Origin of the sequence: Aurantibrevibacter litoralis, assembly GCF_034651555.1 — a bacterium.
Classification (GTDB): Bacteria; Bacteroidota; Bacteroidia; order Flavobacteriales; family Flavobacteriaceae; genus Aurantibrevibacter; species Aurantibrevibacter litoralis.
In genome coordinates this window covers 1-24685 of the sequence record NZ_JAYEEQ010000010.1, presented here as the reverse complement: position 1 = coordinate 24685, position 24685 = coordinate 1, and the positions used below count along the sequence as shown (strand labels likewise).

Below are 24685 nucleotides of genomic sequence, written 5' to 3'. Positions count from 1 at the left end.
GGCAGGGAAAATGAAAACAAGTATCGAGAACAGCCAAACCTTGTCAATGCAAACGCGGTATCGATACCATTGTTCTGCCGGGTATCACCGTCAAAAAAAACAGTGGATCTAACGCTCAAGAATGTCGGATTTTGCGAAAGTAGCAAAACATACGTCCCACTTAGTAAGCGCCAACAACCTTGCCGTTCTAGCAAGGTGAAGACATTTATACTACCTTAAAATTAAAAAATCTATCCTTTTCTAAGGATAGATTTTTTAATTATTCTAAATTAAATGAACCTAATATCCTGGATTTTGAATCAACAAGTCATTTCTGTTAATCTCATCCCTGCTAATGGGTCGATAATACATTTTATCATTCCATACTCTTGTTTCATTGTCCGTATTATCCACCACGCTATACGTATAGTTGTATACGTTTTTGTCATGACGATAGGGAGAATGTGGTGTAGCTCCCGGTTTTAAGGTGCCGCGGACATTTATGACTTTAATACCTCTGCCCACCGTTTCTGCCGGAATCATCCAACGTCGTGCATCGTGGTATCGTTGCTCTTCGTAGGCCATTTCGATGCGTCGTTCATTCCTGTAACGATCTCTAAGCGCCGTTCCCGATTCCGTTACAGCGGGCATTCCTGCTCTAAACCTAATTTTATTGAGCCAATCTCTGGCGGCAGCTTCATCTCCGGTTTCAATAGCAGCTTCTATAAAGTTTAGTACAACTTCGGTGTAGCGAATAAAAGGCCATGGCACCACTTGCGTATTCGATTGATTATCCGTCATAGAAGGATCGGCATCAATGTATTTACGAACATAATAGCCCGATCTACTGCCGTTCCAGTCTTCAATGGGAGACGATCGTGTGTCCACGCCAGGAACGGTACCGCCACTTCCGTTATCATAGGTCCCTGTTTGTACTTGGTCTACTTGATCAAAACTCACCACATCATCCGGGCGGGGTTTCCAATCGGCTCCATCGTAAAGAATGGTCATGTAAAAACGGGGATCCCTATTGGCATACGGATCGGCAGCGTGTGCAGGATTGTTCCAATCAAATTTGGAACCGTCCATCATTTCATAATCATCTACCAATTGTTGAATAGGTGTATTACCGGCCCAGTTGTGGTACCCGTTCGGGCCATTGTTAATACCGTTATGCACTCCACCTAAGGGCCATTCCGTGTCCGGCACAAAAAGGGCAGTATGGGTACGTTCGAAAATTAATTCTGATCGTGCTGCTGCGTCTCCAACAGCACTACCACCACCCATGGCTATAGACAGGTAATTGGCCTTTCCTTCTTCCGCAGAAACCGGAGCGCCTAAATTCAATTTGTAACCGGTACCTAAGTCTAAAGCAGCTTGAGCAGCGTTTTTGGCTGCGATCCATCGTGCTGTTCTATCTCCTGAAGGATAGGCAATAAGCTCCAAATTAGAATACGATCCTAGAACGGAAGATGTAGCCGAGGCTGTAGGGCCATCACGCAAATCACTTGCGGCATATAAAAGCACTCTCGATTTTAAAGCTAGGGCAGCCAACTGCGTGGCACGACCCGGGGTAAATTCCTTACCTTGCAATAAAGCAGCAGCTTGGTCTAAATCACTGACAATAAAGTCTACGTTTTCGGCAAAGGTATTTCTTGCCACAGACAGATCTTCCCCAAGATTAAAGCTTCGGTCTATGATGGGTGCACCGCCATAGAAACGCAACAATTGGTGGTAGTAATAGGCTCTTAAAAAATGAGCTTCTCCCAGCAACCTTTCTTTTAAGACCGTATCTGTAAAGCTGGCCTCAGGCAATTGTTCTATGGCAATGTTGGCTTTGCGGATGGCAGCAAACATATTGTCCCACGCATAGGTTTCACTCATCCATGCTACTGCCCCTGGGGTTTCGGTGCCTTCCATAAAAGGATCTATGTTTCGCCCGGAGTGGGTAAACATGGCCTCATCGGTTATTGCTGAGAGCCCTTGCTCTTCAAAACCACCTTTGCCCAAAGAGGCATAGACATTAAATAGAAATGCTTCAGAAAGGGCACCATCGGCCCATGTGGCTTCACTGGAAATGGAATCCAGTGGCTTTGTGTTCAAAAAATCGTCGTTGCATGCGGTCAATGCCACAGCAATGAGGAACGTGTAAAATGGAAATAATCTTCTTTTTTTCATAACTATGTATTAAAAGGTTAAACTAAAACCTGTGTTAATGACTCTGGATTGGGGATAAATAGTACCTGCACCGTTAGTGGATTCAGGATCAAAGATATCACTTTTAGCCCAAGTTAGTAAATTAAGCCCGCTTACATACACTTTAAAGTTGGATAGACCGAAAGGCTCTACCAGTTTCGATGGAAAATTATAGGCTACTTGAAGGTTTTTAAGCCGCACATAATCCTTGCTGAAAAGGAAGTAGGTGTTGTTGCCAAAATTACCTCCGGTAAAGAAGGTATCTCCTCTACTTGCTAATCTGGGGTGTACACTGCTCGGATTGTCAATACTCCAACGGTTGTTGGCACTCCACGCCAAATAGTTCCCTATATCCCCGGACTCCGTTTGTATGGGCAGGGAAGCACCGGTGGCTCCTTGGAACAAAACGGATACATCGAACCCTTTGTAATGTAGGTTCATAGTGACTCCGAAATTAAAGGTTGGGGTAATTCCTTCATCCAGACGCACTTGGTCATCGGCATCAATTCTACCGTCCCCATTGAAATCCTTGAATTTCATATCTCCAGGACGTAAAGTGGCCGTAGCTGCACTGTAATCTATGGTGTTGGCATCAATTTCTGCTTGGTTTAAAAAAGCCCCATCAGACAGATATACTAGACGTCCGCCAATGGCCTTGCCTTCTTGCCGTTGGTAAGAGGGTGCCCCGGGAATTTCATCCATAAAGACAACCTCATTTTGGGCATAGCCTCCATTGAAACCTATGTCATACTTTAAACCCCCATCCTTACCGCCATTGTAGTTAATGGCAAATTCAAAACCTTCGTTATCTACTTCTCCTGCATTTACAGGAGGTAGCAAATTTCCAATTCCGGAAGAGCCGGGCGTAGATCCCGTTTGCTGAATCAAAATCTGTTCTCTTTGGTTAAGGAAATATTCTAAGGTAAGATCAATTTTCCCATTAAATAAGATGGCATCCAAACCAATGTTAAAGTTTTTGGCTTTTTCCCAAGTAAAGTTGGGGTTGGCCAAAATGGCCTCCTCTAGGGTGGTAACCACCTGATTGTTTACCGGGAACTGGTTGAACGCAAAATTAGATAAGAAGGCAAACTCCTGTAATTCTCCGCCAAAAAACACCTGATCGTTCCCCATTTCTCCATACGAACCGCGAATTTTAAGAAAATCAACAAATTTTACGTTGAAGAAGTCTTCATTAGATACGTTCCAACCGGCCAAAAACCCGGGAAAGAAACCGAAGCGATCTGCTTCAGGGAAAATAAAGGAACCATCGTATCTCCATATAAATTCAGCCAAGTATTTCTCCTTGTAATTGTATTGCGCTCTCCCGTAATAGCCCAATCTTGCTCTATTAAAGGCAGAACCGTTGGTGTCTTGCTGTTCAGAGCCTCCCGCAAACAATTGGTCAATAGCGGTAGAAATAAAGTTACGTCTAAACGCAGAGAAGAAATTACCTCTGAATTTTTCTTGGGTAACACCCGCCAAAATATTGAAAGTATTGTCTTCTCCCAGATTGAAATCATAGTTCAACATTGCTGTTAAATTGGTATTGGTGATATTGGAAGAAGCTTCGAATAAACGGGCATCCGTAAAGGTAGAACGAATAGAACTATTTAACACAGGTACACCAGTGTCCAAATAGGTGGCTCTATCCAAGCTATACAATGTCCATGGGGTTTCCCATTTTTTCTGACGTTCGTTGCTTAAATCGACTCCGGCGAGCAAGGTGAGTTTTAGTCCCTTTACCCAAGGATTTTTAATATCCACAGAGCCCGTAAATTGGGTGAAATCGGTTGGTCTGCTGTCAAATCCGGTGGCATTGGTGGTAATCACTACCGGGTTTTGACCGTTTTCAATATCAGGACCTGGCAAGCCGTTGGGAAAAATAGCCACATCGGTGGGCCTGCCTCGCATCAACATTCTAAAGATAGCACCGGCCTCTTCGGTGGGCAGTTTGCGTTCTTCTTTACGGAACATGACCCCTAGTTTAGTGCTGATATAGTCATTTATCTTAATGTCGGTATTGATCCTAAAGTTATACTGCTGGAAACGAGTATTGGAATTCTTATAAATACCGTCTTGGTTTTGATACCCTACGGAAGAAAAATACTTGATGTCTTCGCTACCTCCGCTTATAGAAAGGTTGTGGTTGCTCTGTTCGGCCCACTCCTTAAAGGTGGCTCCAAACCAATCTGTATCGGGAAAAAGGTATGGATCGGTTCCAAATTGACTAACAGCATCCGGGCTGAAAACAGCGTCGATAGTACCCAGCCCCGGTGTAGGAGAGGTGTAGAAACCAGCCGACTGTATGGCACTGGAAGCGGCAGCCCACTCGTTAGAAGGCAAATTGTAAATAGGAAGCTCGTTCCTGATATTGGCATACTGTCTGGCATTCGCCATTGCCGGTACTCTTGTAGGTTGGTTAATACCAAAGTCGGCATCATAGGTAATGGTTGGTTTGCCTGTTTTTCCTTGCTTGGTGGTAACAATTAATGCGCCATTGGCGGCTCTAGCACCATAAATGGCCGCAGAGGCATCCTTTAAGACGGTAACGTTTTCAATGTCGCGTCCATTTAACCTTCCGATACCACCATCACGATCGGGAATACCATCAATAACGATTAGGGGACTGCTGTTTCCAAGCGTGTTATTTCCCCTGATGGTAATGGTAGATTCATCGTTCCCAGGTTCCCCATTCGTCTGAATAATGACCACCCCCGGAAGCCTACCGGCTAAGGTATTGGAAAAACTTATGGCCGGAGCGATTTCTAAAACATCCCCTTTTACTGCCGTTACGGCACCTGTAACGGTGGCCTTTTTCTGGGTACCATAACCCACGACCACAACTTCATCTAAGTTGGCCACATCGTCTTCCATCACCACGTTGACCGTAGAACGATTGTTTACGGCAATTAAAACCGTTTTGAATCCTATAGAACTAAAGCGGAGGCTGGTAGTTCCGGAGGATAGGGTAATGGAATAATTCCCATCAAAATCGGTAATCACCCCTTTGGTAGGGTCGTTGGCGTCCACGATGGAAGCACCGGGTAACGGCAATCCATCCGACTCAGCGGTTACCGTTCCTGTAACCGTAATTCCTTGTCCTTGAGCGGAGGTACAAAAGAGCCCTCCAGACAGTAAAAACATCATAAGTAGCGCATAATTACGAAATGCGCACTTTGCACTTTGCTTTGTTTGGTAGTTCATAAAATTAGAGTGTAAAAGTTGTTAGATTAACAAATATAGTAATTTTGCATAATTTTATGTTAAATCGGGCTTTTTTTATGTTTTCTAAGTGTGTATTTAACGTTTGTTATCTTTAATGTGAATAAAATAGTAGGGGAATACGCTCAAAAGTGAGGTTTTATTGATTTTTGATTCATTCTCGATATGTTTTTTCTGCAGATGAACCCTGTTAATAAAGTTCTACACCGTACAGTTAAAACTATAGTGCGTAAAAGCCGAAACTTTATATCTGTTGAATATCACCCTATAAACGATACATGATGGCCAATTGCCAATTTCTTCCCGGATGCGGAATCGCAAAGGCACGCAATATGGATAGGTGATCCAGATACGTTTTGTTGAATAGATTTTGTACGCTAAGGCTGGTATTTAGGGTGCCTTTGGGTAACCGAAACGCTTTGGAAATACCGGCTTGCACAAGGGTGTAGCGTGGCGTAGAAAGTTCATTAAAACCCGGACGGGACTGTGTGCTGTGGTGTGTTATTTGTGTATTGAACTTGTAATCCTCCAAAAAGGAGGGTTTGTAGGTAGTAGAAAATCCAAAGTTATCAGCCGGAATAAAGGTTAGGTTTTCCTTTGAATCTGAAAGGCGACCACGAACTACAGCACCATTTAGGTTAAATTGAAGCGAGGCATCGTCCAGTGGGTTATAGGTTAGTTCCCATTCCGAGCCATAAAGCAGGGCGTCGGCCTGTTGAAAGGCCCAGATTTCCAATCCGTCTTCCTGTCGTACTTCTCCTGTATTTGTAAAGAAAATATAATTGGAAATCACATTGGTGTACACGGAAGCTCCGAAGGAAATCGCCGATGAAGCAAAGGAATAGCTGAGATCGGTTTGCAGGCTTTGCTCTCTGTTAAAAGTTGGACTTCCTACTTCAAACCTGCTTGTTCCCGGGTGGTTTCCGTTTGAGAACAGCTCGGCCGAATCGGGCGCCCTAAAACCGGAGGAGAAATTCAGCTTCCATTGTTGCCGATCATCTGGAGTATAACTTACGCCCAAGGAACCGGTAAACCCACTAAAGTCTGTCGTAAGGGTTCTATTTTCCGGGTCTCCCGCTAGCGTAAAGCCAAAATCTATAAAATCTTGTGAATTGGCCAAGGCCCTTATCCTTCGGTAATCAAAACGAAGGCCGGTCTGTAGATAGAACTTTCCCAAGGGTTTGCTTCCTAAATAATAGAAGCCAATGTCTGCCGTATTGGCATTCGGAATCAGGAGTTCCAAAGTACCCTTTTTGTTGCGGGTTTTAATAAGACTGCCTTGAGTGCCCAAAGTGTGTATAAATCCATTTTTTGGTTTCCATGTAAATCGTGTAGCCATGAAGGTATGATATTGTTTCAATCCTAAATCGATCGCGTCGAAATCGGTTTCTATTTCGTTTCGATCATTAAAATGATGCGAAAGATGAAAATTAATTTCGCTGTTGTCAAAAGTGTGTTCCTGGGTATAGGAAAGCAAATAATCCCGGATTTTTTGAAAGGGCAATTGCAGCTTTCTATCGTTTCTCGAAGTTGTCAACGAAACTTGCATTTCATTGTCGTCTATGATGCCCAATTGCTGTTCATGAAAAGTAAAGGAGAGCTTATTTTTGAATTGGTTCTTTTGATAAATACCAGAATGGATTCTTATGGTTTTGTTGTTGAAGCGACTATTCCCAATAATGCGGTTGTTGCCGTCTTTATAATCGGCATGGCTTTCTATGCCCGCATCAAGTGCCATAAAAAGTCCGTTCGTAAACGTATTTCCTACCGAGACGAAGTTTCGAATACCATTAGAAACGCCGTTAAAACTGCTTCCAATGGTGGCAGTAGAACCTTCGGAAGACAAATACTCCTCATCGTCCCGCACCAAAAGAACCCCGCCGACGGCACCCGATCCGTACAGTATGGAAGCAGGTCCTTTAATAACATCTACCCCCTTAACCCCTACTGCATTGAGTCCAAGACCATGGTCTTGACCCCAAGGATGATTTTCTAATTTGTTATTTTGAAAAAGAGTTACCACCCGAGAAAAGCCGAGTCCCCGAATAAAAGGCTTTACAATGCCCGGCCCCATCTCCGCACCACTTATTCCGGGGATTTCTTTTAAGAGCCCAGCCACGCCGCCAGGATTGGCCATTTTGGTGATAGATTGCGTTTCCATAGTAGCAATAGCGTAAGGTGTGCGCCGTGTAAGCCCCGATTGTTTATCCAAAAGAACAACACCCTCCAGCGCTATGGCCGATTCTTGTAGATGGATTTGTAAGTGTCTATTTGGTGTGTTATCCAAATCAAAGGTTTTCGTAAAGGGCAGGTAGCCCATAGACCGTACTTCCAGCGTAAAATGAGGGTATGGAACTTGTAGTATAAAATGACCCTCGGCATCGGATTGCGCTCCCAAAGCAGTGTTTTGCATCCATATTTGGGCAAAGGCAATGGGCACTCCGTTGGCAGTAACATCTCCCTGAATTACATAAGTTTCCTGAGCCCAAAGCGGCACGCTAATTAAAAGATAAGAGAGTGCCAAAACAAAAATGTATATTTTATTCATCTAAATATAAATTTAGACAAATCTAAAAATTTGTTTTTACAAATAAAAATGTATTTTTGTGTCGATGATTTTTTGCTCTTGAAAATCTTTCCCATTTTGTTTCTAATGTTCATCTATAGTGATGGATTGCGAATGCGATGAGAGAAGCATTAGGGATAGGGCTTCGTCCCATATTCATGAGCCTTTAATGACATTCTAAACAAGATGACGCATTCTGAAGAAAACTATTTAAAAATTATTTTTCATTTGGGGCGGGGCGGCTCGCAGGAAGTAAATACGAACGCCATTGCCGAGCAAATGGACACCAAGCCCTCCTCGGTAACAGATATGGTGCGTAAATTGGCTGATAAGGAGCTGCTTTATTACAAGAAATACCAAGGGGTGCGCTTAACGGAGTTGGGAAAATCCAAGGCCCTTTCCATTGTGCGGAAGCATCGCCTATGGGAGGTGTTTCTGGTAGAGAAACTGCACTTTTCATGGGATGAGGTACATGAAGTGGCAGAGCAATTGGAACATATCAATAGTGAGAAATTAATAGATAAATTAGACTGGCTTTTGGAATATCCCAAATACGACCCACATGGTGATCCTATACCCGATAAAAATGGAAACGTTAAGGATCGCGATAGGCAGTTACTGAGCGAAGTTGCTGTACATAAAGAAGGGATTTGTGTGGGTGTTAAGGATTCTTCTACTACATTTTTGCAGTTTTTAGACCGGCACAATATTGCATTGGGGCAGCATATTAAAGTCCTAGAAAGAGAGGCTTTCGACGGCTCTTTGTTATTGCAAATCTCCAATCGGGACGTACGTATTTCCTATCAAATTGCATCTAACCTATATTTAAAAATTTAAATCCGGATTCCTATGGAAGCTATTGTGCATTACTTTGAATCTATAAATCCCATCTTGGCAGCTTTTTATGCTACCTTGTTTACGTGGGGACTTACCGCTTTGGGTGCAGGCTTGGTTTTTTTCTTTAAAACGATGAACAGAGCCCTGCTAGATGGCATGTTGGGATTTACGGGCGGTGTTATGGTTGCTGCCAGTTTTTGGAGCCTTTTGGCTCCGGGAATAGAAATGAGTCCGGGAGAAGGCTTTGTAAAAGTGATTCCCGCAGCAGTGGGCTTTTTGCTTGGGGCGCTTTTTTTATATGGAATGGACAAAATTCTACCCCACTTGCACATCAATTTTAAGGAAAGTGAGAAGGAAGGCATCAAAACACCTTGGCATAAAACCACCTTATTAACGTTAGCGATTACGTTGCATAACATTCCGGAAGGTTTGGCTGTAGGGGTCTTGTTTGGAGGTGTCGCAGCGGGTTTTGATGGCGCTACCATAGGGGGTGCAGTAGCCTTGGCCATGGGCATCGGGTTACAAAATTTTCCTGAAGGTTTTGCAGTAGCCATGCCGTTGCGCCGACAAGGACTAAGCAGAACCAAAAGTTTTTTGTACGGTCAGGCCTCCGCACTCGTGGAGCCTATAGCCGCCGTAATAGGAGCCTGGGCGGTTCTAACTTTTCAGCCCATTTTGCCCTATGCCCTTTCCTTTGCGGCTGGCGCAATGATTTTTGTGGTCGTAGAGGAAGTAATCCCAGAGACCCAACAAGACAACCATACTGATATTGCCACATTGGGATTTATTGGAGGATTTATCATTATGATGGCACTCGATGTTGGTTTGGGATAACCCCATTATCCCAGTAGTGATGGTTTGTTTTTTTTGAATTCCAACACAATGGTACATTGCTGCAGCTATCGTGCAACGTACTTTCATGTGCACTTGCTTCTTGTTTTTTAATGATGGTATAAAAAAGAATATCCAACATAAAATAATTTATATTAACCTATTAAATCTATAGAATTTATTTTATAAGTTTGTGTCGGATTTAAAGAACCCTAAAAAAGTGGGCTATTTTACAACGTATAAACTATACATACTCATGTCTAAAATAAGCATTAAGTTTTCTGTTACTCCGAAGCGTACCCTATATCTTGTGATATTATTTGCGCTGCTGTATGGACATTCTGAAGCACAAGTAGGTCACGTTCTCCAAGGCGTTGGCGCCACCAATACCGCTATGGGTGGAGCCGCTACGGGGCAACCTTTGGATATTAACGGAGCCCTACTATGGAATCCGGCTTCGCTTTCTGCTTTTAGCGGAAGGCATTTGTCATTCAATGCAGGTTTGTTTTTTTCCGATCCGTCTATTTCGTCTACCGTTCCCACGGAAAATGGCCCATTCAGTGGCCACACGGCCGATGATCGCGGCACCTCTCTTTTGCCTTCCTTGGCCTATGTTTGGGGCAAACCGGATAGCAAACATACCTTTGGGGTTTCGGCCTTTGGCGTATCCGGGTTTGGGGTAACCTTTCCCGAAAGCCAAGACAATCCTATTACCTTACCGCAGAGCGCGGGTGGTTTTGGCCGTATAGAATCGGATTATGCCTTATTACAGCTTAGTTTTGCGTATGCGTACCAACTCACCGATAAAATTGCTATCGGCATACAACCTAATCTTAATTATGCCACCCTAGAAGTAAATCCGAATCCGTTGGCTACACCCAGCCAGACGCTGGGTTATCCTAATAGTGATACCGCAGATGCGATCGGTTTTGGGGTACAAGTAGGTGTTTTTTATGATTCAGGAAGTGGATTAAAATTGGGGGCTTCTTATAAATCGCCCCAACTGTTTAGCGATTTCAATTTTAACAATACCTTTTTGGACGGCAGTGAAGCACCGGGGGTTGACTTTAACATGGACTACCCTGCGATTTATTCTTTGGGGTTAGGCTACTCCAAAGGACAGTTTGACTATGCCTTAGATTATCGTTATATTGACTATGAAAATACGGATGGGTTTAAAAAGGCAGGCTGGCAATTGGCCGAGAGTGGCGATTTTGCCGGATTTCCTACCGGAGCTGTGCAAGGATTTGGATGGCAAAGTATTTCTGTAATCTCTACCGGGCTGCAATACAAAGGAATCGCAAAACTCCCGCTACGGATTGGGTATACGTACAGTGAAAATCCTATCGATGAGAAATTTGCATTTCTTTCATCTCCGGCCACCGCCATTATAAAGAATGCGTTTCAGTTCGGATTTAGTTATGCGATTCATGACCGACTGCATTTGGACGCCACCTATCATCACGGCAGTAGCAGTGGCAGCACAAAAGGGCCTTTACTAAATCCCACACCAGATATTGCAGGTGGTCCTTGGAACGCAATTACAAATCCCACAGGGGCTGTTCCAGGTAGTGAAGTCGCCTTTGATATGACCACAGATCTTGTTATTTTAGGGTTTAGGTACAGCTTTGCGCCTTAGGATTTGTGCCTAGATTCCTAAACGGAAGCGTTACATTTAAGCCTCTTACGTAGTTCTTTTTTTTATCGGGATGATGTACCTTGCAGCCGCATAGGAATTGGAGTTCACTTACGAACGTATGACACATCAAAAGAAACATTGGTTTTGGAATCTCCTGATAGTAGTAGTACTCTTTGGCGTTGCGATGGCGTTTACGGCCCATTGCAAAAACTGGATTACGATAGAAAAGGATTATGTGAGCGTCTTTTCGGGGATATATTATACTAAAATTCCTTTTTCCAATTTGGGAACGGTAACCATCGCTCCCAAAATTCCTCAAATGGAACGTATTAATGGGTTTTCTGCAATGGCTCTGGAAAAGGGCATTTTCAAGGATTCCATAACGGGCCATACTGTTAGGGTATATATCGATGATTTAAGGTATCCCAAGATAAGGTTGGTCTATCAAGATTCATTACAACTGTACCTAAACCTTAAGGACACTACAAGAACCCGAAAATTGTTTGAGTTTTTGCATTCTAAAACCAAGGAGCCACTCAAGTAAGAATGTCCTTGGCATCCACATTATGAATAGTTTGCAATAAAAATTCATTTGATTTTTGTATAAAATTTAACAAAAAAGAGTAAACAAAAATTTGCATTCATAGGCGTTTTCCTCCATTTTTGCAGTTCCTATTGGGCTCTTATTTAAAAATCTTATGAAAATTACAACGGTACTTTTTCTTCTATGTGTTATAGCAGTTTCAGCGCAACATCGCCTTTCTGTGACCGTAGAAGGCGTAAAATCTTCTGAAGGTGAAATTAATATTGCCCTCTACAATGAGGCACATGGTTTTTTAAAATTCGATCGTGCGTTTAAAGCCGATAGCACCAAGGCACAGCAAGGAACCACAGCATTTACCATTGAAAATTTGCCGGAAGGGGTCTACGCAATTGCCCTTTTTCATGATATCAATAGCAACAAACAGTTAGACACCAATTGGTTGGGTATTCCTAAGGAGCGTGTGGCATTCTCAAAGTCGAAAATGAAGAAATTTGGTCCTCCTTGTTTTGAAGACTGTGCTTTTCCTCTTCAAAACGACAGAACCCTAGTTATGGCATTCCATTAAATTACCTAGCGCTATGGTGCTCGCTAGGTGCTTTTTTGTAGAAGTGAACCGCGAAAGTACCGATGTAACCGCTAGTTCCTTATTTTTGGCTAAAAACGTAATATGATTTTACTAACACCATTTATCGGCGCTCTCTTGGGTTTTTTAGCCATACTTTTCGGTGCATTTGGGGCGCATCGTCTTAAAAAAAGATTTACTTCCGAGCAACTCCAAAGTTTTGAAACTGGCGTAAAGTACCAGATGTACCACGCTATACTATTGATAGTTATTGGATTTAATTTTGGTTTCAACTCACAGCTGGAAAATGTCATCGTTTTTTGCTTTATTGTCGGAACATTTTTGTTCTCTTTCAGCATTTATGGACTGTGTTTGAGTGCTTCCAAAGGAAAAAAGCTACCATTTTTAGGCCCTATAACGCCCTTAGGAGGCCTGTTTTTGGCTGTGGGTTGGGCTTTGTTGGCTTATTATTTTGTGGCGGAGTTTGTGTAAAACTCTCGTTATCCGTTGTTGGTTGCTTGTTGATAGTAAAGGAAAAGAGTAAAAATAGGCAAGAGTAAAGCGCAAAATAAATTCAAAAAACAAAAACAAATTCAAACCAGATTTTTTTAGTTGTTTGTTGATGGTAAATTGTTTCATTACTGCATTGGTACATTTTCAAATCAACACATTATCAAATTCGCAAACCTGTGCTCGTTGTCTGTTGAGAGTTCATCGTTTGGTGTGGAAATGAGACTTTAGAATGAATTTCCTACTTCGTGCTTTATGGCTCTTGGCTATTCGCTTTTAGCTGTTGGGTTTTCAGAATTCAGAATTCTAATTTTGCTTTACTTTCCCACTTCGTGCTTTATGGCTTTTGGCTATTGGGTTTTCAGAATTCAGAATTCTAATTTCGCTCCACTTTCCCACTTCGTAGTTTTAACGAAAAACCTTATTCAGAAGTAAACTCCGTAATCGCTTTATTGGGTTCTATAATACTATAATCTGCCCAGAAATTAGGATCGTAATTGGGCATGTATGTGGGCAATACCGTATTGTTTTCCGCAAACGCATCATAGGTGGCTGTACTGATAGGTTGGTGTTCAAAGATGATGAGTTCGTGTTTGTTGGTGCTGGTGGTAGCCATATCTAGTTTTAGGGCAAGTTCGTTTTGCTTGTTCCTTCCTTTAACGTGATTATTTACTTCGATGATTTTTAAAGGGCGCTTTACGCCAATGTGTGTCCCAAATTCTTCTTCAAGATAGCGAATGGCATACAAGGCTTGGTCGTTCTTGGCATAAATCATCTTTCCTTTGGAGAGGTAATTGTTCATGGAAATGCCCAGTAATTTGAACGTTTTTATCGGTTTTATGTTTTCATAGTCGAGCCGAATAATGGCAAAATCATCGGCATTTACATAAATTCTTCCTCGGTAATCTGCCGAACCTTTTGGGGTAAAATCCAAAATATAGACCGCATCCGCTCCAAAATAGGTAAAGTCTGCCAGTGTAAATTCATATTTTCGAGTCTTTTGGATGAGATTTACTTTGGCGTCTTTCAAATAAAACTGATTTTGAAGCATCCGCGCAACAGTTTTTTTACGGTACTTGGCAAAATTGGTCTTTCGTTCTACTTCCTTTTTCTTTTGTGCTTCCAATTCTTTTTCCAACATCTGGGCGTCTAATGAATCTTTTTCGGGTTTATAGAGTTCATCAAAATCTTCTCCTTTTATTTTTGTTCCAAAAAGCCCCGATTTTACTTTGAAATAGGAATTGGGTTTTACATTCGCTTTTATGATGGCATTGAACTTTTCTTCTAAAGCGTTCATGTCTAATTCTTTGTTTTTGTCGTACAATTCGGAAGCTCTAATTACTTCTATTTTATGGTCTTTTTCGGTCGGATGCTCATAGAGGTCTGCCAAAATTTCTGTGTAGTAGCTGCTGCTTTTGGGTAGGGAGTGAAGCACCTGATCTAAAAAGGGTATATTGAGCTCGTCTATGGTCGATTTTACAAACGTATAGTCCATTTTTTGTAAGGCTTGATGATGAGAATCTCGGAAGAAAAAGCGCCTTTTACTGCCTTCTTTACCATAATTTGTAGCGATGTTTTTTTTGACTAAATCCATGATTTCATCGGCCGTAAAATTTTTATTGCTCACAATAACAGGCCTAAGTTCTATGGGCTGTGGCCTCAGATAGATGACAGCGTCCGTAAATTCCCGAATGGGTTTGCCTAGGGTTTCGTACCCCATATAGGAGATAAAAAGCGAGTCTGTAGGGGTAAAATCAGTTTCTATGAGCAAATTAAAGCGGCCTTCTTCATTGGTAATTACACCCTTTTTCTTGAGCTGTACGGTAGCGTAGGCAATGGGTTCTTGAGTAACAGCATCTAGTACCTTAGCGCTTAAGGTTTGTGCTGTGAGAGTGGAAAAATATAAGGAGAGAAACAGGGCTAGAAGCCAAGATGCTATTTTTTCCATAGGTACAACTAGTTTTGTGTGCACAAACTAAAGAATTGCTATTTTAAAATCGACAGACTTTCTATTTTCTTTAGGAAAGATTTAGTCTTTGTTTAAGAATAAGCCCTTTTATAGAAGGGAGACGATTATAGATGGATTTTGTTGCAACAGCATTAGCGAAGTAATACTAAAAATAAAAGATTCGATCCTAGATCTGGACGCAGTTCCGTTCGGTAATCTTTTGGAAAACTAATGACACCCGCATTCTCCATCACCGCAACCGCTAGACTTTCCTTTTTTTGAGGAAAAAAGGGACTTAGGCAGTACAAACTTTTTAGCCAAATACCCCACGGCTATGGACAAAAGCACATACACTAAAATGGGCTGTAGACTACTCATTTATTTTAGAATTTGATAGGCTATGAACGCTACAATATACGCAAAAATGCTCATAATACCTAATTGTAGAATAGGCCATTTCCAGGTGTTGGTCTCCCGTTTTACAATGGCTAAGGTGCTCATGCACTGCATGGCAAATGCATAAAACAACATCAATGAAATGCCAGACGCCAAATTAAACAAAGGCTTTTTAGTAACAGGGTTTACTTCTGCAGCCATTCTGTTTTTTATAGTCTCCTCTTCATCGCTACCTACGCTGTAGATCGTAGCTAGTGTACCTACAAATACTTCTCTGGCGGCAAAGGACGTTAATACGGCAATCCCTATTTTCCAATCATACCCTAGCGGTTGCACAACGGGTTCAATAGCTTTGCCCATATAGCCCATATACGAATTTTCCAATTTATGACTTGCAATTTCCTCGTGGGTGGCACGGTCATAAAGAAGGTCTTTGCGCACCTCCAGGGAATCTGCGATTGCAGCTGCAGTAATGACATTGTCTTTAGTGCTGTCTTCTAGTAAGGCAGCTTCATATAGGCTCAAATTTGTTGCGATAAGCGATTGATTGTAATCGGAAAATCCCTCGACCGCAATTCTTTTTTGTACAATGGTTTCTGCATTTTTAAACTGATGAGAGATGCCATTAGACCCTAAAAACCAAAGCACAATAGAAATAGCCAAAATAATTTTCCCTGCACCAATAACAAAACTTTTGGTTTTCTCCAAAACAGTATACGCCACATTTTTAAATAGGGGCAGTTTATAATTTGGCATTTCTACCACAAAAAACGTTTTGCTTTTTATCTTGAGAATACGGTTTAAAATCATGGCCGAAAAGATGGCCGCTGCAAAACCAATGAGGTAAAGCAGCATTAGGGTTAATGCCTGATAGCCCAATCCAAAAAACCGCCCTTCCGGAATGACTAGGGCAATGATGATAAGGTACACCGGGAGTCGGGCAGAACACGTCGTAAACGGAGTTACCAAAATGGTGATGAGTCGTTCTTTCCAGTTTTCAATGGTACGGGTTGCCATAACCGCGGGTATGGCGCAGGCTGTACCCGAAATTAAAGGCACAATACTTTTACCGCTAAGTCCAAATGGGCGCATTACGCGATCCATTAAAAAGACCACCCTACTCATGTATCCGGATTCCTCTAAAAGGGAAATAAATAAAAACAAGAACGCAATTTGCGGAATAAAAATAACGATGCCTCCTATACCGGCCAAAACACCTTCAGCCAATAAATTGGTGAAAACACCCGGAGGTAGGGTGTCTTTTACCCACTCACTTGCAGAAGCAAAGAATTCGTCAATAAAATCCATGGGGTAACTGCTCCAGTCATATATAGCCTGAAAAATAGTGAGCAGTATTAAAAAGAAAATAAGGTATCCAAAGATTTTATGGGTTAAGATTTTATCTAAGTTGGCTCTTAGTCCTTTGGCGGCGTTTACATCAATTTTCTGTGCCTGTTTTAAGATGCCATTGATAAACTGATACCGCAAAATAGTTTCCTTTTGCTGAAGCCGCTTCAGTTCCGATTTCGATTTAGTGGCGAATGCAGAGGTGTCCGGGATTACATTTTTTTCGATGGGCATGAAATTAACATCCTGCGTAATAACCAACCACAATTTATACACCTCTTCTTTGGGAAAGGCTTTTTTTAATTTCTCAAAATAATTCGGAGCTATTACCGTAGTATCAATATTGGCCTTGGTAGAAATATTTTTATAGTCGGCAATGAGTTCTTTCAAGCGGTCTATGCCGTAGCCTTTTCGGGTACTTACGAGGGCTATTTTGGTGTCTAACTTCTCTTCCAATAGTGCAATATCTAATGAAATTCCTCTTCTAGACATTCTATCGGCCATATTAATGGCCAAAATAACCGGTATTTTTAAATCCTTAATTTGGGTAAATAAGAGCAAGTTGCGTTTTAGGTTTTCCACATCGGCAATCACAACAGCCACATCCGGAAAATCTTTACTGTTTTTGTTCAACAGTAATTCTACGGCCACACTTTCATCCAAAGAGGTGGTGTTTAAACTGTAGGTGCCCGGTAAATCTAAAATGTGGGCTTTAACCCCCCGGGGCAGTTTGCAAAGGCCTTCTTTTTTCTCTACCGTAATACCGGGATAATTCCCTACTTTTTGTTGCAGTCCGGTAAGTTCATTAAATACCGAGGTTTTGCCTGTATTAGGATTCCCGATAAGGGCTACATTAATGTTTTTGCTCATAGGATTCGGGATTCTTCTATAAGCTCTAGCTCTATCAATTGAGCTACAGATCTTCGTATAGCGATATGAGAACCATTAACATTAATGTAAATTGGATCTCGTAAAGGAGCCACTTGTACCAATTCTATTTCATTACCCGGCAAACAACCCAATTCTAAGAGTTTTATAGGAAGTATATCTTCTATAAATTCTTTAATGATGCCCTTTTGGCCTCGTTTTAAATCTGCGACTGTAATGATCAATTTTTATTTAGATTGATTTTAAGTAAGAACAAAAGTAAGAGAAAAAGCTGAAATAACAGACCGTTTATTGAATTTAACATCACAAAAGCATAAAATTATCGGTTCATTTTAAGGATATACCGATAAATGAGGTTGTTTTATGTGAAATTAGACTGAAAAACGAGACCAAGACGATCGGGTTCTGAAAGGAGGCAATAATGCCGTACGCGTTAGTGCAACTTGGCTTAGCGATACGTGGCTTTCAAAACTTCGATATCGCTGAGCAACTTTTGTATTTCTTCTGTATTTGTACCGTCGTAAAAGCCTCTAATACGGCGCTGTTTGTCTACCAAAATAAAATTCTCGGTATGGATCATATCAAACGGACCCCCATCGCCATCGGTTTTAACGGCGAGGTACGATTTGCGCGCCAGTTCATAAATTTGTTTTTTATCTCCGGTGACTAAATTCCATTTTTGGTCGTTTACCCCTTTTTCCAAAGCGTATTTTTTTAATTGGGCAACGGAATCGATCTCAGGGGTTACAGAATGAGACAATAAAAGCACGTTTGCATCATCTTGGATGTGCTTTTGTATGGCAACCATGTTTGTAGTCATTATAGGGCAAATGGTAGGGCAAGTTGTAAAGAAGAAGTCGGCTATATAAATTTTATCGGTATAGTCCGCTTGGGTTATGGTTTCCCCATTTTGGTTGATGAGCGAAAAATCGGCTATGGTATGATAGCGTTTTGTGTAATGCAAGCTACTGTCTACCAATTCCGGATTTACCATAGCGGGTTGGTAAATAGGCAGTGTTTTTTTTGGGGTAAGTGCATTGTAAAATAAGGTGATGATAAGGGCAGACAGCCCTAATAATACCCATCCAAACAACTTGAATCTGCTAAAAAAGGACACCATCTTTTTTAAGGCAAAGGTAAGGTGCTGCACGCAATGAAAAAAAATAGCAAAGGGTTTTGATGCCAAAACTTTCTTAAAATAATTGTCGCATCTCGAGTTTCTTTTTTTAAGACTAGCTAAAAGTGTACTTTTGTGCGTTTTAAATTTTAGATATCCTACATGAGTCCCATACTAATCAAAACCATTCAGTTTTTTCTTAGTCTGTCCCTATTAATAGTGCTGCACGAGTTAGGACACTTTATACCGGCTAAATTGTTCAAAACCAGAGTAGAAAAGTTTTACTTATTTTTTGATGTAAAATTCTCCCTCTTTAAAAAGAAAATAGGAGAAACCGTGTATGGCATAGGTTGGTTGCCCCTTGGCGGTTATGTAAAGATTGCCGGGATGATCGACGAAAGTATGGATACCGAAGCCATGAAAGAAGAACCCAAACCATGGGAATTTCGAAGTAAACCGGCATGGCAACGGCTTATTATTATGTTAGGCGGAGTTACCGTAAATTTTGTTTTGGCGGTAGTCATATTTATTGGGTTGGTTTTTACCTATGGAGAAGAGTATATCCCGGCTGATAGTTTGCGAGACGGTATTTATGTGGTAGAACCGGAATTGGGTGATAAATTGGGTTTAAAAACAGGCGACCATGTGCGTGCCGTAGATGGAGAGCCCATAAAATCATTGCAAAGCATAATGCCCGAAATTATTTACGGAAGTGTCATGACCATAGAACGCGACGGTCGCACTTTTGAACAGGAAATCCCAATAGATTTTATAGCTTCCCTGTCAGACCGCAAACAGCGTACGCCATTTATAAGCTTTAGAACGCCATTTATTGTGCGAGAGGTTTCAAAAGATTCCCCCAATACCAATATTGATTTTAGGGAAAACGACGAAATTACAGCCATCAATGGGGAAAGCGTAAGCTATATGGACGAGATTGTTCCCATTTTAGAGCAAAACAAAGGTAAGACCATTGAAGTGAATGTGCTGCGAGAAGATGGAAGCTTGGCCGTACTACACCCCACAGTATCCACAGAAGGAAAATTAGGAATTGCGCTAGCCGGATCTTTTGAAGAGTATGCCAAACGAGGTATTTTGAGGGTAGAAACCAAAAAATATGGTGTTTTAGAATCTATTCCCGCCGGGTGGGATCGAGGTGTAAAAGTGCTTACCGACTATATTCGAGGAATGAAAATGATATTTAATCCAGATACAGGCGCTTACAAAGAGGTGGGCGGCTTTGCAGCTATTGGAGGCATGTTTCCAAGCACCTGGAATTGGCCTGCTTTTTGGGCTACCACAGCATTTATATCGATCATCCTAGCGTTTATGAACATATTGCCCATTCCTGCCTTAGATGGCGGACATGTCGTCTTTTTATTGTACGAAATGGTCACAGGAAGAAAGCCGAGCGATAAGTTTTTAGAGTATGCCCAAATAACCGGTTTCCTCATTTTAATTGCCTTATTGTTGTTCGCCAACGGCAATGACCTTTACAAATGGTTGTTTAAGTAGATTTTATTTTTTGGGGACGTAACTTCTGTAAGCGTCAAAAAAAATAGTTTGACAAATAAACGCCGCTTGCTAACCGCATTTAAAAACTATGTAAAGACGTTTATCCAAGCGAAATTTACATTGTTAGAAGAACCTTGGGTAAAAAATTGAGCGAACAACGTCAGAAAATATTTAGATGCCTTTTAGAAAACGGACATTAGTGCCTATTTGCATCCTTATTCATGGTTTACGACAAATACGTACCTTTGAGATCGTAGAATTTTAATTTTTTAGAATGTCCTCGTTTACACCCAGTTTCCACTCCAAATTACCCGACGTAAAAACTACTATTTTTACTACGGTGGGCAACATGGCGCGGGCAAACCAAGCCTTAGACGTTTCCCAAGGATTTCCCAACTTTGATCCGGATCCTGCGTTACTTGCCTTGGTAACTAAGGCAATGGCCAATGGTCACAACCAATATGCACCCATGATAGGAGCCGCACCTTTACGTGATACTATTTCGGAGAAAATAGCTTTTCTTCATGGAAAAACCTATGATTCCGAATCTGAAATAACCATTACCGTAGGAGCCACACAAGCCATTTTTACCATTATAACTGCATTTGTACATCCCGGAGACGAGGTTGTCGTTATAAAACCGGCGTATGATTGTTATGAGCCGGCTATTGTGGTTAATGGCGGAACTCCGGTTTTTGTGCAACTGGCAGCGCCGAACTATGCCATGGATTGGTCAGAATTCCAAAGCAAGATTTCGTCGAAAACAAGAATGGTAATTATAAATACCCCGCATAACCCAAGCGGACGTATTTTTTCGAAAGAAGATATGATGCAACTGCAACATATTCTTCAAGACACCCAAATTTTAGTGGTTAGTGATGAGGTATATGAGCATATAGTTTTTGATGGAAAGGAACATGAAAGCGTCTCTCGTTTTGAAGACTTAGCTATGCGGAGTTTTGTTTGTGCCTCTTTCGGAAAAACCTTTCATGCTACTGGATGGAAAATGGGCTATTGTGCAGCACCTGCAACCCTAATGCACGAATTTCGAAAAACACATCAATTCAATGTATTCTGTGTAAACCACCCCATGCAACATGCTCTGGCAGAATACCTGCAGGACAGACAAAATTACTTGGGGCTTACTGATTTTTATCAAAACAAGCGTAATTTTTTCCTTTCCGGTCTTCAAGGATCTAAATTTACTTTTACGCCGTCTCAAGGCACTTATTTTCAATTGCTGCGTTATGCCAACCTTTCCGATGAAGCCGATGTAGCCCTTACAAAACGACTCATTTTAGAGCACAAATTAGCTACTATTCCTATTTCTGTTTTCAATGAGGGCGAGCGCGATGATAAGATTATTCGTATTTGCTTTGCCAAGACAGAAGATACGCTACAACAGGCGGCAGAAATTCTCGCTGCGCTCTAAAAAAGTTGGGAGTGATACGCTTCTTAACCATAAAATGAACCTGTTGTATTTTGGCTACTTTAGTGCGGCATGTACCAAGGACATAAATTCGGCAACCTTATCGGGTTGAATCCAACGCGTTACTACAACGAGGTCATTGGCTTTGTCGATGATGATAAAATTGCCCCCAAAACCCGTGGCATAGTAGATCGTTTCGGAAAGACCAGCCCAATGCCTGGAACCTTTTGTGTTTAACCACCACATATACCCGTAATTGGCATTTGGCACAGAGGGTTTTAGCGCTTTTTTTATCCAAGATTCACTAATGATTTGTTCGGATTGCCATTTGCCATTGTGCAAGAATAATAGTCCAAAACGAGCCATATCTAAGGTGTTGATGAAGAGTCCGCCTCCTGAATGTCCACCTCCGGTAACCGATTTTATTTGTACGCCATCAATCTCCGTCCAAGCATGGTCATAGCCAAACCAACGCCATGTGGTAGATGCGCCAATTTTATCCATTACCTGTTCTTTAAGTACGGCGGGTAGTGGTTTACGCCACAAATGCGTTAAGGCATAGGCCAACACATTTACACGCACATCATTGTATTCCATTACTGTGCCCGGTTCGTTCAATTTTCGGTATTTCCAGTCGTCTAAACCTCCTTCGCGCGGTGGTCGGTCTGCCCAGTCCTTACCGCCCCATAATTCTCCGGACCAGTCCGAAGTTTGGTGCAATAAATGTTCCCACGTAATTTTACGGTTGTGTTCGCCTTCAAAGGTGCCGTCCCAGATATAGGAATCTACCCTATCATTTACATCGGCAATTAAGCCATGATCTTCTGCCAAGCCCGCTAGGGTAGCCAAAAAACTTTTGGTAACGCTAAACGTCATGTCTACCCGTTTAGGATCGCCCCATTGTGCTATGATATATCCCTTTTTTAACACCACTCCTGCAGGGCCGCCCCTTTTTTTGGTGGGTCCTAATAATTCATGAAAAGGTTCTCGTTCAAATCCTTTTAGGATGGCTATGCGTAAATCTCTGGGCTCCGAATATTCATTATTCGCAGCAAAGGCCACAGCTACATCTAATTTTTTGGCGTTTACCTGAAGTTCATCCGGAGTTTTTATACGCCATTCGGCATTGCGCTCCGGAAAGTAATAGCCTTCTTGAGCGGCTAGCGAACCAACCTTTACAACTAGGACTAACAAAAATATTTTGATACACTTCTTCATACATTAAAACAATTAAGCCTTGTCTAAGGTAAGTAAATCTAACCGCATGAGCCAATCTGTTTGTTGGTCTGTGCCAATAGAGTAAGGATGGGTACCAAACTGTATAAACCCCTCTCGCTGGTAAAATGCAATGGCCTTGGTATTCTTTTCCCATACCCCCAACCACAAAAATCGCTTTTCTTTGGCAAAGGCTATTTGTTTTATATACTGTATCATGTTATGACCAAGACCCTTCCCTTGAAAATCTTTAGTTACATAAATGCGTTCAATTTCTAAAGCTTCTTCGATCTTGAGATCGGTCTGGGCGGTAGATTCGTTCGTTTTAAAATAACCCGCCAATATATCATTATAGTATGCAAAATAAAAGGAAGAATGTACGCATAGCAGTTCCTGTTTTAGCTTTTTTTTATCAAAGGCAAACTCCACATAGGTCTTAAAGTCTTCCGGATTATTTTGGGCTTCAAATGCAGTGCAAAATGTGCTTTTAGAGAGTTTTGAAACAGCCTCCAAATCGGCTAAGGTACATCTGTGGAATCGGAGGTTCATATTCTATATATAGTCCTAAAAATACGTTTTTAGATCCTTTTCTTTAGCAAAAAAGGCAAACAAAAAGGAGCAGTACCCACAAGCACTGCTCCTTTTTAGCATTCGCATTCTAAGAATGGGAATTACAGCATAAAAAGCTTTTTCGTCAACTCCAAGATGCCTCTTGAAAAGCTGTTTCGATACACATAGATTTCATCTTCCGGCGGTGGGGCATGATTCGTTTGAGGTTCCATAAGCAATAGGTTTAAAAATGTTAAATTCGGGGTTCAACATTTAAGTTCGGATTAAATATAATTAAAATCCAAACATCCTTTTACATCTTGTTGTAAAATTCCAGGAAAATGTGGTAAAACGCGAAAAAGTATAGGTTTGACAACCTACGATGACTACTTTGCCTAGATCACAATTTCCGGAATATTAGTTTTAACGATGAGCGTGCCTTCGGTGGCTTCCTTTATGGTCTCTACAGATATGCCGGGTGCTCTTTCTAAAAGCAAAAAACCTTCATCGGTAACTTCCAGTACCGCCAAATTGGTTACGATTTTTTTAACGCAGCCTACACCGGTTAGCGGCAAGGAACATCGCTTTAAAAGTTTAGACTCGCCGGCTTTGTTGGTGTGCATCATGGCCACAATAATATTTTCGGCAGAGGCTACCAAATCCATGGCGCCACCCATGCCTTTCACCATTTTGCCGGGAATTTTCCAATTGGCTATATCCCCATTTTCGGCAACTTCCATGGCGCCTAAAATAGTTAAGTCTACATGCTGCCCTCGGATCATTCCAAAACTGGTGGCCGAATCGAAGAAGGAAGCTCCCGGTAAGGTCGTAATTGTTTGTTTTCCTGCGTTAATAATATCGGCATCTTCTTCTCCTTCAAAAGGAAATGGTCCCATGCCCAATACGCCGTTTTCACTTTGAAATTCCACACTGATATCTTCTCTAACGTAGTTTGCTACCAAAGTAGGGATTCCAATGCCTAAATTAACATAGTACCCATCTTTAACCTCCTGTGCGATGCGTTTTGCTATTCCGTTTTTATCGAGCATATGTTAATAGGTTAATGTAATAATTTACCAATGTAACAATGGTTTAGTATACCAATTTAACAATGTACTAAGTTATCAATGTACTAATATACAAATAGGTTAATGTAATAATTTACCAATGTAACAATACATAGAGTTAATTTACGCATATAATAAGATATCTATGTAACAGTCGCTTAATCTTAATCTAATAATTTATCAACGGTTTGAATGTAACTTTAAAGTAATAAATATTACTACTTCAGATTCTTTTTGCTCGTACTAATAATTTTATTGACTTAGGCATTTAATTACTAATATTTTTGATATAACAAGGTTGTGCCTGCACCATCCTCTGCATTAGGTT

At 41.4% G+C, this 24685-nt stretch carries 19 protein-coding genes; 8 read left to right on the top strand and 11 right to left on the bottom strand.

Annotated elements, in window-relative coordinates:
* Positions 1–279: 279 nt before the first annotated feature.
* From U1E44_RS09910 to U1E44_RS09900, 3 genes are all read right to left on the bottom strand, one after another.
* The gene (locus U1E44_RS09910) at positions 280–2157 is read right to left on the bottom strand and encodes a RagB/SusD family nutrient uptake outer membrane protein (RefSeq protein WP_322930922.1); all 1878 of its coding nucleotides are present in this window, start codon (positions 2155–2157) and stop codon (positions 280–282) included.
* 9 nt (positions 2158–2166) lie between these two features.
* Positions 2167–5379, bottom strand: coding sequence for a SusC/RagA family TonB-linked outer membrane protein (locus tag U1E44_RS09905; RefSeq protein ID WP_322930921.1), 3213 nt, complete (start codon positions 5377–5379; stop codon positions 2167–2169).
* A gap of 283 nt (positions 5380–5662) precedes the next feature.
* On the bottom strand, positions 5663–7945 hold the full coding sequence (locus U1E44_RS09900) for a TonB-dependent receptor (RefSeq protein WP_322930920.1): 2283 nt from the start codon (positions 7943–7945) through the stop codon (positions 5663–5665).
* A 204-nt stretch (positions 7946–8149) separates the two neighbouring features.
* Between U1E44_RS09900 and U1E44_RS09895 the strand changes: the two genes are divergently transcribed.
* The 6 genes from U1E44_RS09895 to U1E44_RS09870 all read left to right on the top strand — a co-directional run bounded on the left by U1E44_RS09895 (position 8150) and on the right by U1E44_RS09870 (position 12868).
* Positions 8150–8800, top strand: coding sequence for a metal-dependent transcriptional regulator (locus tag U1E44_RS09895; RefSeq protein WP_322930919.1), 651 nt, complete (start codon positions 8150–8152; stop codon positions 8798–8800).
* Positions 8801–8812: 12 nt separating this feature from the next.
* Positions 8813–9634 carry a ZIP family metal transporter gene (locus tag U1E44_RS09890; RefSeq protein WP_322930918.1) on the top strand — a complete coding sequence of 274 codons (822 nt, stop codon included), beginning with the start codon at positions 8813–8815 and terminating at the stop codon, positions 9632–9634.
* A gap of 253 nt (positions 9635–9887) precedes the next feature.
* Positions 9888–11270: an OmpP1/FadL family transporter gene (locus tag U1E44_RS09885; RefSeq protein ID WP_322930917.1), complete on the top strand. Its 1383-nt coding sequence runs from the start codon at positions 9888–9890 to the stop codon at positions 11268–11270.
* A 118-nt stretch (positions 11271–11388) separates the two neighbouring features.
* A complete protein-coding gene (locus U1E44_RS09880; RefSeq protein ID WP_322930916.1) occupies positions 11389–11814 on the top strand; it encodes a hypothetical protein in 426 nt (141 codons plus the stop codon).
* Positions 11815–11968: 154 nt separating this feature from the next.
* Positions 11969–12379, top strand: coding sequence for a DUF2141 domain-containing protein (locus U1E44_RS09875; RefSeq protein ID WP_322930915.1), 411 nt, complete (start codon positions 11969–11971; stop codon positions 12377–12379).
* A 102-nt stretch (positions 12380–12481) separates the two neighbouring features.
* A complete protein-coding gene (locus U1E44_RS09870; protein ID WP_322930914.1) occupies positions 12482–12868 on the top strand; it encodes a DUF423 domain-containing protein in 387 nt (128 codons plus the stop codon).
* A gap of 439 nt (positions 12869–13307) precedes the next feature.
* On the opposite strand, the gene U1E44_RS09865 is transcribed toward U1E44_RS09870, so the two are convergent.
* The 5 genes from U1E44_RS09865 to U1E44_RS09845 all read right to left on the bottom strand — a co-directional run bounded on the left by U1E44_RS09865 (position 13308) and on the right by U1E44_RS09845 (position 18585).
* On the bottom strand, positions 13308–14834 hold the full coding sequence (locus U1E44_RS09865; protein WP_322930913.1) for a carboxypeptidase-like regulatory domain-containing protein: 1527 nt from the start codon (positions 14832–14834) through the stop codon (positions 13308–13310).
* Positions 14835–15062: 228 nt separating this feature from the next.
* On the bottom strand, positions 15063–15212 hold the full coding sequence (locus U1E44_RS09860; RefSeq protein WP_322930912.1) for a hypothetical protein: 150 nt from the start codon (positions 15210–15212) through the stop codon (positions 15063–15065).
* Complete coding sequence (feoB, locus tag U1E44_RS09855; protein ID WP_322930911.1) at positions 15213–17447, bottom strand: ferrous iron transport protein B; 2235 nt, start codon at positions 17445–17447, stop codon at positions 15213–15215. It lies immediately after the preceding gene.
* Complete coding sequence (locus tag U1E44_RS09850) at positions 17444–17689, bottom strand: FeoA family protein (protein WP_322930910.1); 246 nt, start codon at positions 17687–17689, stop codon at positions 17444–17446. The genes feoB and U1E44_RS09850 overlap by 4 nt, the downstream gene beginning before the upstream one ends.
* Before the next feature lie 224 nt (positions 17690–17913).
* A complete protein-coding gene (locus U1E44_RS09845; RefSeq protein ID WP_323673876.1) occupies positions 17914–18585 on the bottom strand; it encodes an SCO family protein in 672 nt (223 codons plus the stop codon).
* Positions 18586–18744: 159 nt separating this feature from the next.
* Here U1E44_RS09845 and rseP point away from each other — a divergent pair, with 159 nt between their 5' ends.
* A complete protein-coding gene (gene rseP / locus U1E44_RS09840; protein ID WP_322930908.1) occupies positions 18745–20097 on the top strand; it encodes an RIP metalloprotease RseP in 1353 nt (450 codons plus the stop codon).
* 274 nt (positions 20098–20371) lie between these two features.
* Complete coding sequence (locus U1E44_RS09835; protein WP_322930907.1) at positions 20372–21529, top strand: methionine aminotransferase; 1158 nt, start codon at positions 20372–20374, stop codon at positions 21527–21529.
* 54 nt (positions 21530–21583) lie between these two features.
* Here the strand turns inward: U1E44_RS09835 and U1E44_RS09830 are convergent, their stop codons facing one another.
* The 3 genes from U1E44_RS09830 to U1E44_RS09820 all read right to left on the bottom strand — a co-directional run bounded on the left by U1E44_RS09830 (position 21584) and on the right by U1E44_RS09820 (position 24339).
* Positions 21584–22744: a serine hydrolase domain-containing protein gene (locus U1E44_RS09830; RefSeq protein ID WP_322930906.1), complete on the bottom strand. Its 1161-nt coding sequence runs from the start codon at positions 22742–22744 to the stop codon at positions 21584–21586.
* Between the two features lie 12 nt (positions 22745–22756).
* Complete coding sequence (locus U1E44_RS09825) at positions 22757–23290, bottom strand: GNAT family N-acetyltransferase (protein ID WP_322930905.1); 534 nt, start codon at positions 23288–23290, stop codon at positions 22757–22759.
* Positions 23291–23685: 395 nt separating this feature from the next.
* Positions 23686–24339: a CoA transferase subunit B gene (locus tag U1E44_RS09820; RefSeq protein WP_322930904.1), complete on the bottom strand. Its 654-nt coding sequence runs from the start codon at positions 24337–24339 to the stop codon at positions 23686–23688.
* Between the last annotated feature and the right edge of the window lie 346 nt (positions 24340–24685).

What these genes read in the sequence shown, in the direction of transcription:
- U1E44_RS09875 (WP_322930915.1), top strand. Translation starts at nt 11,969, where the DNA reads ATGAAAATTACAACGGTACTTTTTCTTCTATGTGTTATAGCAGTTTCA.
- U1E44_RS09860 (WP_322930912.1), bottom strand. Translation starts at nt 15,212, where the DNA reads ATGAGTAGTCTACAGCCCATTTTAGTGTATGTGCTTTTGTCCATAGCC.
- U1E44_RS09900 (WP_322930920.1), bottom strand. Translation starts at nt 7,945, where the DNA reads ATGAATAAAATATACATTTTTGTTTTGGCACTCTCTTATCTTTTAATT.
- U1E44_RS09820 (WP_322930904.1), bottom strand. Translation starts at nt 24,339, where the DNA reads ATGCTCGATAAAAACGGAATAGCAAAACGCATCGCACAGGAGGTTAAA.
- U1E44_RS09865 (WP_322930913.1), bottom strand. Translation starts at nt 14,834, where the DNA reads ATGGAAAAAATAGCATCTTGGCTTCTAGCCCTGTTTCTCTCCTTATAT.
- U1E44_RS09845 (WP_323673876.1), bottom strand. Translation starts at nt 18,585, where the DNA reads ATGGTGTCCTTTTTTAGCAGATTCAAGTTGTTTGGATGGGTATTATTA.
- U1E44_RS09910 (WP_322930922.1), bottom strand. Translation starts at nt 2,157, where the DNA reads ATGAAAAAAAGAAGATTATTTCCATTTTACACGTTCCTCATTGCTGTG.
- U1E44_RS09825 (WP_322930905.1), bottom strand. Translation starts at nt 23,290, where the DNA reads ATGAACCTCCGATTCCACAGATGTACCTTAGCCGATTTGGAGGCTGTT.
- rseP (WP_322930908.1), top strand. Translation starts at nt 18,745, where the DNA reads ATGAGTCCCATACTAATCAAAACCATTCAGTTTTTTCTTAGTCTGTCC.
- U1E44_RS09895 (WP_322930919.1), top strand. Translation starts at nt 8,150, where the DNA reads ATGACGCATTCTGAAGAAAACTATTTAAAAATTATTTTTCATTTGGGG.
- U1E44_RS09835 (WP_322930907.1), top strand. Translation starts at nt 20,372, where the DNA reads ATGTCCTCGTTTACACCCAGTTTCCACTCCAAATTACCCGACGTAAAA.
- U1E44_RS09885 (WP_322930917.1), top strand. Translation starts at nt 9,888, where the DNA reads ATGTCTAAAATAAGCATTAAGTTTTCTGTTACTCCGAAGCGTACCCTA.
- U1E44_RS09890 (WP_322930918.1), top strand. Translation starts at nt 8,813, where the DNA reads ATGGAAGCTATTGTGCATTACTTTGAATCTATAAATCCCATCTTGGCA.
- U1E44_RS09870 (WP_322930914.1), top strand. Translation starts at nt 12,482, where the DNA reads ATGATTTTACTAACACCATTTATCGGCGCTCTCTTGGGTTTTTTAGCC.
- feoB (WP_322930911.1), bottom strand. Translation starts at nt 17,447, where the DNA reads ATGAGCAAAAACATTAATGTAGCCCTTATCGGGAATCCTAATACAGGC.
- U1E44_RS09880 (WP_322930916.1), top strand. Translation starts at nt 11,389, where the DNA reads ATGACACATCAAAAGAAACATTGGTTTTGGAATCTCCTGATAGTAGTA.
- U1E44_RS09905 (WP_322930921.1), bottom strand. Translation starts at nt 5,379, where the DNA reads ATGAACTACCAAACAAAGCAAAGTGCAAAGTGCGCATTTCGTAATTAT.
- U1E44_RS09830 (WP_322930906.1), bottom strand. Translation starts at nt 22,744, where the DNA reads ATGAAGAAGTGTATCAAAATATTTTTGTTAGTCCTAGTTGTAAAGGTT.